We start from the raw sequence: 17,055 nt of genomic DNA, 5'->3' as shown, positions 1-17,055 counted from the left end.
TATAAATTCACTAAAAATAAAACCACCCTAAGGATCAGCATCAAAAACAGCTGACTTGATCGCATATTTTTCTAGCTTGGCTTAGCAACAGATGAATCAATCTCAATGCACGCTAAAGAACGGAACCACTCAAGCATAGTAACTTACTGACGGTTCCTAAAATTCTTAAAAAACGCCAGAAAACAATACTTATTCAGTATACAACTCACACTTTATATGCAACTACTTGTATATAAAGTTGATGGAATTTATATTTCCCTGACTTTTATAAACTCAGAGATATAAATGAAAATTTTAGCCTATTCGATAGGAATGGTGTTGGCTGGTTTAACGACTTGCGCTCTCGCCAATGAACCAAGTGCGGTATCACCTACTGTTATTTCTTTGCCAACCGGCCCCGGAACGATACAAGGGCTTGGAGAGGGATTTAATACCCAATTAAACACGGGTACTAGCCAAGACAAACTGAATTTTAGCTTACCAACGGGCCGTAACCAGATGACGCCTGAATTGTCGATTACTTACGACAGTGGTTATGGCAATGGTTTGGTCGGCATTGGGCGACGCTTGAGCATGCCTTATATACAACGTCAAACCGTGGATGGCCTGCCAAGTTACGACGCTAGCAACCCCGATGTTTTTGTGAATCATGAAGGGCAAGAGCTCGTTCATATTGGAAACAATGAATACCGCGCCAAAATTGAAGGGCAATTTGTAAAATACCAAAAATTACCTGATGGCTGGCGAATGACTTTAGCCAATGGCAGTGTCTGGTTATTAGGACAAAACAGTAACGCACAACACCATGACAAAAGTGGAAACAAGGTTTTTCAGTGGTTTATCGAGAGCATGACCGATACTCATGGTAACCGAATTAATTACCACTATGACTCACTTGATAGCAGCCAAGCGGTATACTTAACGCAAATTGACTACAATGACGGCGCGAGTGTGGTTGAGCTGTCTTATGAACCAAGACCCGACCCCATCGTTTCTTACTTACCAACGTATGAATTGACCAAAGCGCTCCGCTTAAAAAAGATAGCCACTTTTAACAAGCAAAATCCGGTCATGTCTTATCAATTTGACTACGAGGCAGCTTCAGATTGGCAGACTCTATCTCGCTTATCACAAGTATCAAAAGTCGCGGCTAACGGACAAGATAGCGCCCCTCCAACCCGCTTCCAGTATACCAACTTTGACCCAACGCTCGCGGCGTCGCATTACGTTCCTTCCGCTAAGTTGTTTCCTTTAAAGAGCCCAGATGTTGATTTTATTGATATCAATGCTGATGGTTTACCCGATGTTATTAACACGGGCTTTTCACCTCATCGCTATGCACTTAACCAAGGCAAAAACCCACAGGGGGAAGTTCAATTCTCTAAAATGGTGAAAATGAGCAGCCACTCTAGAAATAAACTCTCCAGCCAATATGTTAAATGGGGGGACTTAAACGGTGACGGCAAAATCAATATGCTGAATGCGATCCGACGCAACAGTTATGTTTATGGATTAGATGAAAACTACAATTGGCAACAACAGGGCAATTTAGGCAATCAAACATTATCGATTAATAGCCCTAACGCTCGATTAATTGACATTAACCATGACAGATTAGCCGATGTCTTTGTGACCAACAGTAATTCAAGAAATGGCGTTTTTGAACATACAGTTGCGATAAATAACGGGAACGGTTGGGATACGCCTATCAGCATGCCAATGCCCGAACTCAGTGTTGGGGTTCCACTGGCAAAATCGACCTCTCATATGGCCGATATGAACGGTGATGGACTCAACGACTTAGTTCACATGGATCAAAAGTCGATGTATTTTTTCGCTGGCAAAGGCACAGGCGGCTATTCAGAAGCCATTCATGTCGATAATATTCGCGAAACTGCGAAAAGTATTCACAACACAGATAAAGTTCAGTTTGCCGATTTAAACCATGATGGTCTCGCTGATCTTGTTTACTTTAATGGGTTCAAAGTTACTGTGTGGCCAAGTAAAGGCCAATCAGGGCCTAAAGGAACATTAGCTTTCGGCCGCCCGATCACGTTCACGCACCCCGATAAATTCGCCCCTTCTAAAACCAAATTGGCCGATATTGATGGCAATGGTGTTGTCGACATCGTGTGGTTTCGTTCTGGCAAATATGAAAAGTCGTTTACCTATTTATCCATCATTCCGGGAGATTTACCCAACCAATTGCTCTCTGTCGATAACGGCATAGGGCAAACGTCAAGCATTCAATACGCGACCGTGGCTTCTGAGATGTTGCGTGATGAAAAACAAAATACCCCATGGCAACATACCCTGCCTATGGCTATGCAAGTCGTGAAATCAGTCACCACGGAAGACGCCAGTCGCCCCGGCCAAGCATCGATAAAAAGTTATCAATACCGTGACGGTTTTTACTTTGCAAAAGAGCGTAAATTTGTTGGATTTAGCGAAGCAACACAACGCGATTTCGCCTCCAAATCAGCACCGGAAAGTAAAACTCACTACACTTTTTTATTAGGTCTTAATGACGAATCATTGCGCGGAAAGATATCGAAAATAGAAAAAATGGATGCGGAAGGACGTCTTTTTTGGCAAGAGACATATCAGTGGTCATCAAAGCGTTTATTTGACAGTTTCGACGATGACAAATTCGTCTCATTTGCAAGTAAAACACGCCAAGAGAAAACGCTGATTGAACAAGGGCGTGGAAACCCTATCACTCTTGCTTGGGATTACGCATATGATGATTTTGGTAACTTAATTCTTAAACGCGAACATGGCCGCCTAGACGGTCGCTTTCAAGATCAGCGTGAAACCCATTGGCGCTACAGTGCCGAAAATGCAACGTCATTGGCCAACTGGCAATTACATCTTCCCATTGAAAAAACCATCACCAATGCACAGGGTAAACTGGTTGCGAAAACTCAATGGTTTTATGACGATGAAAGCTTTAGTGGTGGCAACCTAGGCGCCGTGTCAACGGGTAACCTAACCGCGACGAAAAAATGGATTTCACCAAGTAAGAATAACCAAACTATTTTTAGTCAGCGTTCACACTACGACTCTTACGGTAACGCGACAGAATTCTTTGGCCCTCTTTATGGCGAGCAACCTGGACATAAGGTTAGCGTAACTTATCAAGAGGGAATATACCCAATAAAAGAGAGGCTACATTTGGGGGGCCAGAGCCTGGTTGCCAGTGCGAGTTACGACTCTTCATTGGGCGTGATGACTCAATTTGAGGATTTTAACCAACAGCAAACTCACATACAGTATGACGGCCTTGGTCGAGTCACTGATATCATTGCTCCGGGTGACAGCACTAGTGCGCCAACTCAATCGTTTGAATATCATTACCAGCAAAATTTTGATGGCGTCATGGTTAACTGGATCCGCAGTTTACAGCGCCTTGAAAAAGATGGCCGCCATATTGAACGCCGCCAGTATTATGATGGTGGTGGGCGTAATCTAATGAACGTAAGCCAAACGGAACAAGGCCCACGAGTCAGTTTGAAGAATAATTTCGATAGCCGTGGATTACTGGCCAGTGAAAGTATGCCCTATTTTTCGGCGAGTATGGCTTTTCATTCAGGGACGGGGTCACAAGTCATTCGAAACAAATACGACGCGACCAACCGTACAATCAGTAAATACCTACCAGCCACTGACTCGCAAGGTGAAACATTTACTTATAACGAGTACTTGCCTCTTAAGTCATGGGTACAAGATACCGCACAAACGGTTATCGGAGGCCAACACAGCGGAGCCGGTAAATGGTTAATATTTGATGGTCTTGGTCAACTACGAGAGGTAAAAGAGTACGTTGGTGTTGATGTCAATGGTGAGCAAAGCACTCTGCAAGATTGGACCACCCAGTATGAATATGATGCGCTCGATAACTTTACCCGTTTAACCGATGCGTTTGGCAATACCCGTACTATGCTTTATGACGGTTTAAGTCGCCAAACGTATCGAGACGACCCAAACCGTGGACAAGCGTGGTTTAACTATGATGCTGCGAGTAATTTAGTTGGTACCATAGAATCACGAGGCATGGCACACACTTACCTTTATGATGGCCTTAGCCGACAACTTGAAGAGCGCTTCTATCAAGACCAAACCGCTATCCCAGCAACAGGTTTTCACTCGCTTATTCTCGATCCAACCAAGGGCCGTATCTCTAAGCAGTACCAATATGATAATAACCAAGATAAACAGCTCCATCATTTGAAAGGCCGACTTGCACAAGTTATCGATGAAGCAGGGAGCAGTTGGTTTGGTTACGATCAAAACGGTCGTCGTACTGTTGAAAAACGCCAAATCAAAGCCTTTGGTCAACAATCGGATATTTATACAACTAAGCGAGCGTTTAATAGCGCCGGTAAACTAACACAACTGACTTACCCAGACAGTTCTCATCTTGACTACCAATACGGTCAAGGCGGTGAATTATTGGCGATGGGTAACATTGTCAACAACATTTCCTATAGTGCCTCTGCGCAATTGAGCCATGTTCAATATGGTAATGGCATGCAAAGTGATTATGAATACGATGCGTTGAACCGGCTTAAGAGCCGAGAAACCACTCGTCATTCGGACAGAACACGCCTTCAGTCACTCAATTATCAGTATGATGAGGTATCGAACTTACTCGGCATCACCGACCAACGAACAGAGCAAGATAAAAAGACCATTGCCAAAGAGCTAGGGATCGAGAATCAATATTCTGAGCTCGACCAAACGCGTTTTTATGACTACGACGATTGGTATCGAATTGCACTCGAGCAAAATAAATTAAAACTCACTCAATACCGTTTTGATCCTATTGGTAACCTTATTGCCAAGAACACCAACGATCCAATCCTAGGTGACAACAACTTAACCTTACGCTACGGTGGAAACACAGGCAAAGGAGAAGATAAACGCTATAACCGACAAGGGTTGCGCACAACCGATACAGCAGGTCCACAAGCGCTCACCCATGCTGACGTAGGTATTAGTTATGATGCGGTAGGTAATCAGCTGCGTTCAGGGGATCAACAATTTCAGTGGGATCATGCGAACCGCTTGAAACAAGTCGAAAACCCGAAAAACCAAGCAAAATACGCCTATGACCATAACAACAAGCGACGCCTCAAGGTGGTTAAAGACAGTAAAGGAAAGGTCACAACAACTTGGTATATCAGTGATGATGCTGAGATTCGTGAAGGTAAGCTGATCAAGTTTGCTCGTTTAGGCAGCCACCGTGTGGCCAAGACAAGCAAAGGTGATGACACCTTCACTCCAGAAGTTTACTATATTAAACAGCACCTTGGTTCAACAGAACTGACTGTGGACAATTCAGCTCAAGTCATTAATGCGTTCAATTACGAACCATTTGGTGATGTGGAAGCTCAGTTTGGTCAATCCGATAAAACGGTTTATCGTTTTACCGATAAAGAACAAGACAAAGAATCTGGACTTGGTTATTTCTCGCAACGCTATATGAACCATAGCTACGGGCAATTCATCACCCCCGACCCTATGTTTGCAAGAGAGGCCCGATTCACGGACCCTCAACGCTGGTCACCTTACGCCTATGGGCGAGGCAACCCGCTGAGGTATAGCGATCCTACAGGGGAGTTTCCTCAAATAGTAGGAGCTGTAATGATTGGGGGAGCCGTCGGAGCCATTACTAATACTGCAGGTCATATGTTAACTAGTCGTGACTGGTCACTAGACACACTGCAGGAAAAAGCGTTGGAAGGCGCGGCTTGGGGAGCATTGGGAACATTGACTGGCGGGGTTGGGTTAGCCAAAAACCCTATAGCTAACAATATGATTAGTTGTGGAGGAGCTATGGTACAGGAGTTTGTATCAACAAAAGTGAAAGATAACTATGATGCCAAATATGCACAGGCCTGCATAAATTCAGTTGCCGGCAACTTCGCTAGTAAAAATTTAATGGTCGCAGAAAAACAAGTGTTGAACCCCTATGGTCGACATCCAGTGAACAAAAACCTACCTGACAACCTGAAAAAACATGTTAGTCAAGGTCTTCCTGATAACGAAGTTCCTTTTAATACTCTAAAAGATATTTCCGTAGCCACCTCAGTAGCTACGTTGGCTAATTCATTAATGAATACAAGAACGCCTAAAGATGATTCGAAGGCAAATGAGATAAATGAGGTAAATAATAGCCCAGGTGATAGTAGTCAGGGGGCACTCAATGACTCACAATCAGAAGTTGGGCCGACAAAGGCCTCAGATTCAGATTCTTAACTAAACTATAAAAAGGAGCGCGAGCCGCTCCTTTCTAAACGGTATCTTCATGATGATTATTTTAACTAAGCTAATAAAAATAGCATTAATAATAACCTTTGGTGCTTACTTTAGGTACCTTTGGGAATCATTAAGACTATGGCTCGATGATTTCAAATCCGTAATAACTTCCAGCACATTAGCAAGTAATGATTTAGCAATGTTTTTTTTAACTCTAGAGTGGTGGACTTTTTTCATCTCAATACTATCTTTATTGGTGATTTTTGACGCGTGCGTGAGCTTTCTATCAATTTTTATGTTTACAAGTTCAAGAAAAATAAAAAAAAACATCCATCACTCGCCAACGATTTTAAATTTTTATATATTTTTAAATAAGGCTATTTACCCTGTCAGTATTTTCCTTGCCATGCTTTACATATTTATATTTTCACACAAATTTATACCATATATAGAATTACTCTTACACTCAGAAAAAGTTACAAATGATACGTCAGAAAAACATATCGAAGATATAAGGTTTTTTTTCGTATATACATTCCCTACTTTTGGTTATGTTATATTAAAATCAAAAAAAACAATCGAAAAATATATTGAAAAATCAAAGTTAAGTTAAGTTAAGTTAAGTTAAGTTAAGTTAAGTTAACAATAACGTGATTTAATCAGTTATCCTTAGAAGATAAAAAGGACTCTATAAACAAACCAAATAATCACAAAATAAAAATCGATTAATATTAATTAAAATCAAATAAATCTACTGACGGTCAGAAAAACGGAAATGATGGTAGGACCAATCATCGAGGTAGTGATAGTCCAGATAACGATGCAGAAAGTACTAGTGGGAAAATAGTGGAACTGAACAGTCATCAAATACTAAGCTAGACTAAAATGGTAAAATAGACGCACTTAAAATTAAAACATAGCCCTGCTGAACAGGGCTATGCTACTTTTAGTATAAATATAATTGAGGGATATAATAAATAAAGAATATACAATTAAAACGAGTGCTTGTTTTTTGGTTTTTACTCTATTTCTTTGTTATTCAATTTTTCCCTAAAGTCATGACAGGTAAAGGATAAGTGTGTTTTTCCAACAACTTCATTCTCAATCCAATCTTTTTTTGCATTCCTTTCACCCTACTTTGTCTATTTAAATTACAATTTATGACGAGGAATGTAAACAAAGACCTCTCACGTAAAGTATCCATTTTCACCCTAGTGCTAGCGATTATCGCCCCTGTTTATCCTGGTTTTGTGTGTCAGCCAGATATTAACACTTTGAAAAATCAACATAGTGAATACTATTGTGGTGCAGAACTTCAAATAGGGCTCTCAATACCGTAACTCGAAAGTTTTTCATTCAACAAACAGTGTGGGAAATAAAAATTTAAAATGGTTATATAGATAAAAACATCAAAATATAAGCACTCGATAATATGCTTAGTAATCATCACTGTATGCAGTTACCCGTTAATATACTTCCCTTCAGGGGATGATTACTCCGATAGAGTCTACTTTTTCTGTAATAAGTTTATTTATTTCATTTTTTATTAATATACACCATCGCACAACTAGTATTAATAATAAAAATAGAGATGATAAATACCAATTTGAAAATCATCGCATCGATACTTATTTTATAATCGACATATCACTATCTATTATTTATTATTTATTATTTATTATTTAAAAATTGAAGATTACAAGGAAAATAGCGCTGGCTACGTATATTGTGGCTCAATAATAAAAATGAAACTGATAAATTCTGTGGGACTTTTAGAAAAGTTTGCGCTTTCAAAAGAAAAATGTGGTAGCGGTTTATGAATAAATCATTCCCATATTTAAAACTTTCTTTTTTCTAATAGGCTATGCTGTTGTATCTTTTGCACTTTACGAAGTTGTTGGAGATACATACAAATTCTGGGAATCTGGCATAGAAAAACAAGAAAAAGTAATACAACGCTCTCATATTAACGTCCATATGAGAGGGTTGAAAACCTATTACTATCGATTAGATATAGAGGGACAGCGCTCTGTACATAAGTTAAATTTTGAATTGATAGAGAAGCGCTACTATATATAAACGATGAAAAAATAATACTAGGAAATAAAATAGTAGCCTACTTGATGTTTATTCATACTTTTTGGGAACATTTCCTGATTATATGTGCATTACAGTGCTTTTTTATTTACTTTATGGAGCTTTAAAGTCTCATTTAACAAGACCTAGAAACCCATACGATTAAACATAATAGTATGGGTTTATTCAAACATGGCAATCAAGTACTGTTGTTAAGGTGACAAACTTTAAAGTAATTCAGAAACCACATCCGCCAGTTGATGGAATGTTTCACGACGTGATGAACTTGGTCGCCACACTAGGCCGATATCTCGGTACGCTTGCTGGCCAGGAGGATCAATAACCACTAGGTTTTGATTTTCCAGTAAACCATGGTCGATGGCCATCTGCGGAATAAAGGTGGTACCTAAACCATTGGCCACCATTTGCACCAATGTGTGTAGACTTGTCGCGGTAAATGGGTTTATCTTCTCTTTGTCGGTTAACTTACAAGCTGATACCGCGTGCTCGGTTAAGCAGTGTTCGTTCTCCAGCAAAAATACAGACTCGTCTGGCAAGTCATCATATTTAATAGGGACACGAATGCCATCTGCTTGATTACGACTGATCACCATTCTAAAAGGATCTTGCCCAACAACTTTACTCTCCATGTTATCGATATCGACAGGCAGAGCCAGAATCAATACATCTAACTCACCATGACGTAATGCAGCCAATAAGTTAGTTGTAGTATCTTCACGTAACAGTAAGTTCAACTGTGGAAAACGATGGTTGGCTTCTTGAACCAAATCACACAGAAGGAATGGCGCAATGGTAGGAATACACCCTACTCGCAATTGCCCTTGCATCGCATCACCATTACATAGGTTTCCGAGTTCAACCAAGTCTTGCCCCTTCGCCAACAACTCTCGACCATGCTTGACCACCAGCTCTCCCGCTTGAGTGAAAACGAGTGGGCTCTTTTTATCTTTCTTCTCATAAAGAGGACAACCAATCAGCTCTTCAAGGTTTTGAATGCCTTTACTTAGCGTAGATTGACTCACAAAACAGCGATCGGCTGCATCACTAAAGTGACGAGTTTCGTGAAGGGTAACAAGATAGTGAAGCTGCTTAAGACTTGGCCATTTATTCATGAAATTACTTTGTAATATGAGTAGGATAAGTTACGTAAAGGTCAGCAGACCTAAGGACTGGGCAAAGATTAAGCTCATCGCTTTTTTCGATTAACTTAATCTATTTAATTCGCTTTTTTCTATAGTACCGATTGTACTATAGTTTGTCCCGTAGAAACGGAGCCCAAACAAAGATGTGTTGGGCCAACTAATTTTTTAGGAGATTCCAAATGGTACTAGTAGGTCGTCAAGCCCCTGACTTTACTGCAGCAGCTGTTCTAGGTAACGGTGAGATCGTTGATAACTTCAACTTCGCAGAATTCACTAAAGGTAAGAAAGCTGTAGTTTTCTTCTACCCACTAGACTTCACTTTCGTTTGTCCTTCAGAGCTAATTGCTTTCGACAACCGTCTAGAAGATTTCCAAGCTAAAGGCGTTGAAGTAATCGGTGTTTCAATCGATTCTCAATTCTCTCACAACGCATGGCGTAACACTGCTATCGCTGATGGCGGTATCGGTCAAGTTAAGTACCCTCTAATTGCTGACGTTAAGCACGAGATCTGCAAAGCATACGATGTAGAGCACCCAGAAGCAGGTGTTGCTTTCCGTGGTTCTTTCCTAATCGATGCTGACGGCCTTGTACGTCACCAAGTAGTTAACGATCTTCCACTAGGTCGTAACATCGACGAAATGCTACGCATGGTAGACGCACTAAACTTCCACGAGAAGAATGGTGAAGTTTGTCCTGCACAATGGGAAGAAGGTAAATCAGGTATGGACGCATCTCCACAAGGTGTTGCAGCATTCCTATCTGAGCACGCTGACGACCTAAGCAAGTAATTACCTCTTAAGCCCGAACTCAACGCGGGTTAATGGTTGGAAGACTCTCTATAAAGAGAAATAAAGCATAAGCTAATAGCGCAAAGCGCACCGCCAATCAGTTAAGAAGTAAAGTCCTATTAAAAGCCCGAAGTTAACGCTTCGGGCTTTTTTCATATCTATTCGACGGCCTTTCACTTCCCCTAAGCTCCCTCTGCAACATTTAATAGAGGTAGTTACAAGAACAAACTTTACCCCTATTTTCCTCTGCTACCACCTATTCATATCCGTATCTAGGTTGCTATGATTTCATCAGTATCTTTTTAAACGGATAAACATGATGAACATCGAAATTGAAGTCTGTATCGATAACCTAGAATCTCTACACAACGCGCTGTCTGGCGGCGCAAATCGAATTGAGCTTTGCTCCTCACTGGCACTTGGCGGATTAACTCCGAGCTTCGGTATGATGAAGCAAGCGGCAAAAATTTCGTCCGTTCCTGTCTACGCTATGATACGACCAAGACAGGGCGACTTCATTTTCGATAATGACGATATGCTCTGTATGCTTGAAGATATTGAAGCTTGTGCAAGTGCAGGATTGAATGGGGTCGTACTTGGCGTGTTAGCACCTAATGGAAGTATTGATATGCCAAAAATGCAGCAACTGGCTGACAAAGCGCACTCATTAAAGCTTGGGATTACGTTTCACAGAGCCATTGATCAAAGCTCTGATTATCAAACAGCCTTAGAACAGGTCATCGCACTTGGATGTGAAAGGATCCTAACGTCGGGGCTTGCTGTTAATGCTGAGCAAGGCATCAATGTCTTGGCAGATATGGTTAAACAGGCCGATAATAGAATCGATATCATGGCTGGGGCTGGCGTCAACGCAACGAATGCGAAAATGATTCAAAGCACCACCCAAATACCTGCACTTCACCTTTCAGGTAAATCGACAAGACCGAGCCTAATGGAAAGCAACTCAAGTGCTCAAATGGGCAGTGATGATATTGATGATTATCAGATCCCCGTAACTGATGCGAATAAGATATCCGATGTAAGAGCTGCCCTCACCACTTTAGGACAATAGTCGCTAACAAAAATCGAAGAGAACCACGCTGACTAATCTAACTGACTGACGTATATTAGATTTAATAACGCAGTAAACCTTTCATGGACAGATATGGCTAAAGACTTATTCAGCTCTCTTGATTTAAACCTGTTACGAACATTTCTTATTGTTTATCAAGAAAAAAACACCAGAAAGGCTGCGGAACGTTTATTCGTTTCTCAGCCAGCGGTTAGCCAAGCCCTACAAAAGCTAAGACACCACTTCAACGATGACCTTTTCGTAAAGGTTCATGGAGGCTTACAACCTACGGCATTTTCAGAGCAGCTCACTAATCAAATCAAACCGTTCATGGACGGTCTATCTATCGCGATTAATACATCGAACGCTTTTGACCCGAAAGAGATTGATTACACGTTGAAAATAGCCCTATCTCCAGTGGTACTTTCTTGTCTGTCTGGCTCACTTTTTAAAGATATAAGAGCACAAGCACCAAACGCTAAATTAAAGCTTGTTCCATGGTCCAACTCGTCTGTCTCAGATATACAAAAAGATGAGGTTTTGATGGGAGTAAGCTACCTGGGAGAAAAGACAAGTAAAGAAGTCTATACAAGGCAGCTCATTGAATTAACAGGACGTATATTTGTTAGGAAAGATCACCCTTTAAAGCAAGACACCATAACTCCATATGACATGGCAGGGTACGAAATCGCATCTTTAGTAACGCCAGGTTGGAATGACAATTTTAGCTTAGCGTCTCAGATTCTAACCGACCTTTCCATCGAGCATCGTATCGGTTTTCGCAGCGAATTGGTCATGGCTCTAATCGATGTCATTCAACATACTGATATGTACATGCCCCATTCCAACCTTTTCCCAGTAGAAAACTATCCGACATTACGCGGGATAGATGTCTCAGTCGACGGAAAAACGCTGAAGACTCCGGTCTATAGTTATATACACATTAAAAATCGAAACTCACCTTTAACCAACTGGCTATTTGACATCATACAGCGAGCTCTATTGGCTCAAAATAATAAGTAATACTTATCAGTGATATAAAAATAGCTACTTAGCCTAAAAATAAAACACTGTTTAATATTAGCTCTATCAAAACGGATACTGAACTACGAAGGATCGTGCAGTTAAGTTAACCTAAATAGAGACTAATATGAAAATTGCACTTACTACCCTAATTTCAGCTTCACTTCTTTCTGTTCCTGCTCTTGCAAACAACTTTGACAGCCAACACCGTGTTGGTATCGGTTACAGTAAAACCCAAGTTACCGACTGGATTAGTGACGACACTGTTGATTGGGGTAACGGCATCAAGCTTGAATATGGTTACGAGTTTAACCGTATCGTAGGCATCAACGTTTCTTATGCAACGAATAGTGACGACGAAAACGTTGGGGGGATAAAAGCCGAGATCGATGGCTACAAGTTCCAAGTTGACGCTGACATCGGTTATAAATTTGAATTAGATGGCTTCTCTTTGAAACCTTATGGTGTCCTTGGCCTAGCACGTCAAAGCGAAGATAACTCTATTGGCTACTCAGATACTATGTGGACTGAATCATACAACGATACCAGCTTCGTTGTTGGTTTAGGTGGTCGAGCAGAATTCGGACAACACCTATACACTGACATGCGCTTTGAATTCGCGAGCTACGATGACGTAGATTACGACACATTCTCATGGACTGTCGGTTACCGCTTCTAATAAATCGAAAAAGCCAGTGTCTACGCTGGCTTTTTATGATCAATCACTTCCTTGGTTTAACACCTTATCCAGGCTTTGACCGCCTTCGAGCGAAAGTTCTAAAGCCAATCTATTCAAATCAAAATTCATTGCAGCCAAGGACGGCTAATTTCTCTAGGTATTTTTATGAAGATAAAGTCCCCCCTGCTTTTAATTGCCGTCCTTTCTACTTCCGTTTCAGCAAGTGGTCTTCACTTATCTCCTGAACTAAAGATTGGTTCTTATCATGGCTTTGGAATGCAAGCAGGTATTACTGATGTGGCGAATCTAGGCGCAGTTTACCTAAGCTATTCTCACCTCTGGTATGAAAGCGATCGATACGATGAGGCTGTCGATGCGTACCGCGTTGGTATTCAAAATATGTTTGGAAGAAACCAGAGCCACGGCTTTCAGGCGGAGATTGGTGTAGCGAGTTATGACGGAACAAAAACGCGCAATGGCGAAGTTGAAGAGAAGACAGCACATGGATTAAGTATTGGTGGAGCCTATGTTTACCAAGCAACACCAGTGCTTGGGTTACGAGCTGGTGTTGACATGAATATTTTTGATCACAATAAGACCTTCGTGCCTTACGACACAACAATCAACCTTAACCTTGGTGCAATAATTCGCTTCTAAAGTTCATACCTACTTCAGCGCGTCATCTAGGCTTTGATCACCAAGGTGGCGTACATCTTTGCCTTTCACAAAGTAAATAATGTATTCACAGATATTTTGGCAACGATCTCCCACTCGCTCAATCGCGCGGGCTGACCACATCACTTGCAGGATGTTGGGGATGTTCTTAGGATCTTCCATCATGTACGTCATCAACTGACGAATTACAGCTTCATATTCCGCATCCAACTTATCATCAAGTTTATGAACTTCTGCCGCCGCATCGACATCCATACGAGCAAACGCATCTAATACTTGATGCAGCATAGTAATTGCCTGACGACACAATGGCTCTAACGAGACGTGAAACTTTTGCTCTTTCGTTGAAGGGATATCAATCGCACCCTGTGCGATTTTAGAAGCCACATCGCCAATACGTTCTAGATCAGTAATGGTTTTGATGATCGCCATAATCAAACGCAGATCTTTGGCCGTCGGCTGACGCTTCGCGATAATACGAGTACATGCTTCATCGATTGAAACTTCCATCGCATTCACTTTATGGTCGTCACGAATTACTTTTTTGGCCAGTTCCACGTCATCTTTATGAAGCGCTTGCATCGCAAATGACAACTGCTGCTCTACCAATCCACCCATGGTTAATACGTGTGTACGGATAGATTCTAATTCGACATTAAACTGTCCTGAGATGTGGCGACCAAAATGCATGTCAGCTCCTTAAAAGAAATGAATAAAGTCATTTATTTCAGAGTGACTTAGCTCTAGGTGGCGCGAACTTAAACGTTAGCCGTACCTACCTGTAATGTAGTCTTCCGTTTGATTTTTCAATGGCGAAGTAAATATAGAATCAGTATCTGAGTACTCGATCAACTTACCCATATGGATGAAGGCAGTATGGTCACTCACTCGTGCCGCTTGTTGCATGTTATGAGTAACAATCACAACTGTGTATTGAGTCTTAAGTTCGTTGATCAACTCTTCAATCGTCAATGTCGAAATCGGATCGAGTGCCGATGTTGGCTCATCCAATAACAACACTTCAGGTTCGATGGCAACCGCTCGAGCGATAACCAAACGCTGCTGTTGACCACCCGATAAACCAAAGGCGTTCTCATGCAAACGGTCTTTCACTTCATCCCATAACGCCGCGGCGCGCAGAGAGCGTTCAACCGCATCATCAAGGTCTCGGCTGTTACTCACACCTTGCAGCCTCAATCCATAAACCACATTCTCATAGATGGATTTAGGGAAAGGATTCGGGCGTTGAAACACCATGCCGACACGACGTCGTAAGGTCGCGACATCCACCTTAGGGTGATAGACGTTCTTACCATGAAGCTTCACTTTGCCGGAAACCTTACAGCCTTCAACAAGATCGTTCATGCGATTAATACAGCGCAAAAGAGTCGACTTACCGCACCCTGATGGACCAATAAAAGCGGTCACCTGACCTTTGGGGATCTGCATCGAGATATCATCGAGTGCTTGGCTCTCTTTATAATAAAGATTCAGCCCTTCAATCGAGATAGCAATTTGCTCATCCTTCAGGTTGTGAACATCAAGTGGTGCTTGGTAACCCAAGGTTTCATTAATCGAGAACATTTAATCTTGTCCTAAGGTTCGGTATTTTTCACGCAAGTTATTACGGATATTGATGGCTGTTAAATTCAGTCCAACGATAACCGTAACCAATAAAAATGAAGTCGCATACACTAAAGGGCGCGCCGCTTCGATATTAGATGTTTGAAAACCAACATCGTAGATATGGAAGCCTAAGTGCATGAACTTTCTCTCTAAGTGTAGATATGGGAACTGACCATCTACAGGCAAGCTTGATGCTAGCTTCACAACACCCACCAGCATTAATGGAGCCACTTCCCCCGCAGCTCTCGCGATTGCCAATATCAACCCCGTGATAATCGCAGGGCTTGCCATTGGTAAAACAATGCGCCAAAGCGTCTCAAATTGAGTAGCGCCAAGCGCCAATGAACCATGTCTCACCGAGCTAGGGATACGCGTTAAGCCCTCTTCCGTTGTTACAATAACAACGGGCAATGTTAATACCGCTAAAGTCAATGCGGACCATAACAGGCCTGGAGTACCAAATGTCGGAGCTGGCAATCGCTCTGCATAAAACAAAGAATCGATAGAACCACCGATGGTATACACAAAGAAACCTAAGCCGAATACGCCATACACAATCGACGGTACACCCGCTAAGTTAATTACAGCAATACGGATCAAACGTGTCAGTGCGTTGTTTTTTGCATATTCATGGAGATAAATAGCAGCAACAACCCCAAGTGGCATCACTACGATCGACATGAGAATAACCAGCAACACAGTACCGAAGATCGCAGGGAACACACCACCTTCAGAGTTTGAATCTCGTGGGTTTTCAGATAAAAACTTCCAAACTTGCTTGCCCCAGTGCCCAACTTTTTCTGGATAGGACATCTTGTTGGGGTACCAATAATCAAGAATATGACTGAGCGGTATTTCAACTCGTTCACCAGTCATATCTTCCACCAGCAAGCTTTCCACGTTCAACTGCGTTCTGAGGTGCTCTAGTTTTACTTCCGCTTCATCAAGTTGGCTGTTTAATTTCAGCTTAGTTTGAGTATAAGTTTTAAGGTACTCATCACTCACTGACTCATTGAGTTCAAGCTTACGCTTTTCTAAACGCAAGTTTTCCAACTGCCAACTGATATTGCGTATTTCTTGGTTCACAACACGTGACGTTTCTTCTCTTAGCGTGTCTGCAAACGCCAAACCATCCTCAAGTTTCTGGTCGATATTGGTTTGATAAGAACCCGAAGCCGTTTTAAACCCTACCGGTTTGCCAAAGAAATACCCCCCACGACTTCGCTCGATCACCGCCCATTCAGACGGCGTTGTTGGCTCACGTAAGTTAACATCCAAAATTGAAACAAAATCGGCTGGGTAAAGCTCTCTGTTCGCTACTTTGATACTTAAACGTTGGATTAGCCCAGTAGACAAATTTTGAGGCGACAGTAAGTCATGAGCTTGTGGCACTTGCTCTATCGGGATGTATTTACGTTCATATAATTGACCAATCAATACGTCTTGCTTTGATACCGTTTCGTCAAGATCGACCACTAACGACAGGTCTTTGGAGTCGACTTGCCATTGATACAAAGGAGCTGGCCAAAAATACGTTAAACCCTTCCAGCCAATCAACAGCATTAAGCCAAGAACAGAGAGCATACTGATGCTCACCGCACCGCCCGTAAGCCAAATCCACGGAGAGCCTGATTTAATCCAAGACAATAATGACTTCAGTTTATTCATCATGAACGACCTTGCTCTGACGTG

General features: G+C 41.8%; 11 protein-coding genes. 7 read left to right on the top strand and 4 right to left on the bottom strand.

The window, feature by feature from the left end; genetic code table 11:
• The first annotated feature begins 285 nt into the window (after positions 1–285).
• Both AC3CKG_RS02765 and AC3CKG_RS02760 read left to right on the top strand, forming a co-directional pair.
• Entirely contained in the window at positions 286–6,261 is a 5,976-nt protein-coding gene (locus AC3CKG_RS02765; protein ID WP_488528781.1) for a toxin TcdB middle/N-terminal domain-containing protein, read from the top strand.
• A 49-nt stretch (positions 6,262–6,310) separates the two neighbouring features.
• The gene (locus AC3CKG_RS02760; RefSeq protein WP_488528780.1) at positions 6,311–6,874 is read left to right on the top strand and encodes a hypothetical protein; all 564 of its coding nucleotides are present in this window, start codon (positions 6,311–6,313) and stop codon (positions 6,872–6,874) included.
• A 1,690-nt stretch (positions 6,875–8,564) separates the two neighbouring features.
• Here AC3CKG_RS02760 and AC3CKG_RS02755 read toward each other — a convergent pair.
• Positions 8,565–9,470 carry a hydrogen peroxide-inducible genes activator gene (locus AC3CKG_RS02755; RefSeq protein WP_017090958.1) on the bottom strand — a complete coding sequence of 302 codons (906 nt, stop codon included), beginning with the start codon at positions 9,468–9,470 and terminating at the stop codon, positions 8,565–8,567.
• A gap of 209 nt (positions 9,471–9,679) precedes the next feature.
• Between AC3CKG_RS02755 and AC3CKG_RS02750 the strand changes: the two genes are divergently transcribed.
• The 5 genes from AC3CKG_RS02750 (at position 9,680) to AC3CKG_RS02730 (ending at position 13,719) form a co-directional block, all read left to right on the top strand.
• Positions 9,680–10,288, top strand: coding sequence for a peroxiredoxin C (locus AC3CKG_RS02750; protein ID WP_009848275.1), 609 nt, complete (start codon positions 9,680–9,682; stop codon positions 10,286–10,288).
• Between the two features lie 319 nt (positions 10,289–10,607).
• Positions 10,608–11,360: a copper homeostasis protein CutC gene (locus AC3CKG_RS02745; RefSeq protein ID WP_017110481.1), complete on the top strand. Its 753-nt coding sequence runs from the start codon at positions 10,608–10,610 to the stop codon at positions 11,358–11,360.
• Positions 11,361–11,453: 93 nt separating this feature from the next.
• Complete coding sequence (locus AC3CKG_RS02740) at positions 11,454–12,383, top strand: LysR family transcriptional regulator (protein ID WP_102326935.1); 930 nt, start codon at positions 11,454–11,456, stop codon at positions 12,381–12,383.
• Positions 12,384–12,510: 127 nt separating this feature from the next.
• Positions 12,511–13,062 carry a porin family protein gene (locus tag AC3CKG_RS02735; protein ID WP_102326934.1) on the top strand — a complete coding sequence of 184 codons (552 nt, stop codon included), beginning with the start codon at positions 12,511–12,513 and terminating at the stop codon, positions 13,060–13,062.
• A gap of 165 nt (positions 13,063–13,227) precedes the next feature.
• Entirely contained in the window at positions 13,228–13,719 is a 492-nt protein-coding gene (locus AC3CKG_RS02730) for a hypothetical protein (protein ID WP_102326933.1), read from the top strand.
• A 9-nt stretch (positions 13,720–13,728) separates the two neighbouring features.
• Here AC3CKG_RS02730 and phoU read toward each other — a convergent pair whose 3' ends face one another.
• From phoU to pstA, 3 genes are all read right to left on the bottom strand, one after another.
• Entirely contained in the window at positions 13,729–14,427 is a 699-nt protein-coding gene (gene phoU / locus AC3CKG_RS02725) for a phosphate signaling complex protein PhoU (RefSeq protein WP_017098086.1), read from the bottom strand.
• 75 nt (positions 14,428–14,502) lie between these two features.
• Positions 14,503–15,321 carry a phosphate ABC transporter ATP-binding protein PstB gene (gene pstB, locus AC3CKG_RS02720; protein ID WP_004735071.1) on the bottom strand — a complete coding sequence of 273 codons (819 nt, stop codon included), beginning with the start codon at positions 15,319–15,321 and terminating at the stop codon, positions 14,503–14,505.
• Complete coding sequence (pstA, locus tag AC3CKG_RS02715; protein WP_099167097.1) at positions 15,322–17,031, bottom strand: phosphate ABC transporter permease PstA; 1,710 nt, start codon at positions 17,029–17,031, stop codon at positions 15,322–15,324.
• Positions 17,032–17,055: the final 24 nt, after the last annotated feature.

This window comes from Vibrio sp. QJM3NY_15 (genome assembly GCF_057785995.1).
This window is presented reverse-complemented; position numbering and strand designations above follow the sequence as displayed.

Excerpts from the sequence above, each read along its gene's own strand:
- AC3CKG_RS02730 (WP_102326933.1), top strand. The coding sequence starts at position 13,228 with ATGAAGATAAAGTCCCCCCTGCTTTTAATTGCCGTCCTTTCTACTTCC.
- phoU (WP_017098086.1), bottom strand. The coding sequence starts at position 14,427 with ATGCATTTTGGTCGCCACATCTCAGGACAGTTTAATGTCGAATTAGAA.
- pstB (WP_004735071.1), bottom strand. The coding sequence starts at position 15,321 with ATGTTCTCGATTAATGAAACCTTGGGTTACCAAGCACCACTTGATGTT.
- AC3CKG_RS02735 (WP_102326934.1), top strand. The coding sequence starts at position 12,511 with ATGAAAATTGCACTTACTACCCTAATTTCAGCTTCACTTCTTTCTGTT.
- AC3CKG_RS02760 (WP_488528780.1), top strand. The coding sequence starts at position 6,311 with ATGATGATTATTTTAACTAAGCTAATAAAAATAGCATTAATAATAACC.
- pstA (WP_099167097.1), bottom strand. The coding sequence starts at position 17,031 with ATGAATAAACTGAAGTCATTATTGTCTTGGATTAAATCAGGCTCTCCG.
- AC3CKG_RS02755 (WP_017090958.1), bottom strand. The coding sequence starts at position 9,470 with ATGAATAAATGGCCAAGTCTTAAGCAGCTTCACTATCTTGTTACCCTT.
- AC3CKG_RS02745 (WP_017110481.1), top strand. The coding sequence starts at position 10,608 with ATGAACATCGAAATTGAAGTCTGTATCGATAACCTAGAATCTCTACAC.
- AC3CKG_RS02765 (WP_488528781.1), top strand. The coding sequence starts at position 286 with ATGAAAATTTTAGCCTATTCGATAGGAATGGTGTTGGCTGGTTTAACG.
- AC3CKG_RS02740 (WP_102326935.1), top strand. The coding sequence starts at position 11,454 with ATGGCTAAAGACTTATTCAGCTCTCTTGATTTAAACCTGTTACGAACA.
- AC3CKG_RS02750 (WP_009848275.1), top strand. The coding sequence starts at position 9,680 with ATGGTACTAGTAGGTCGTCAAGCCCCTGACTTTACTGCAGCAGCTGTT.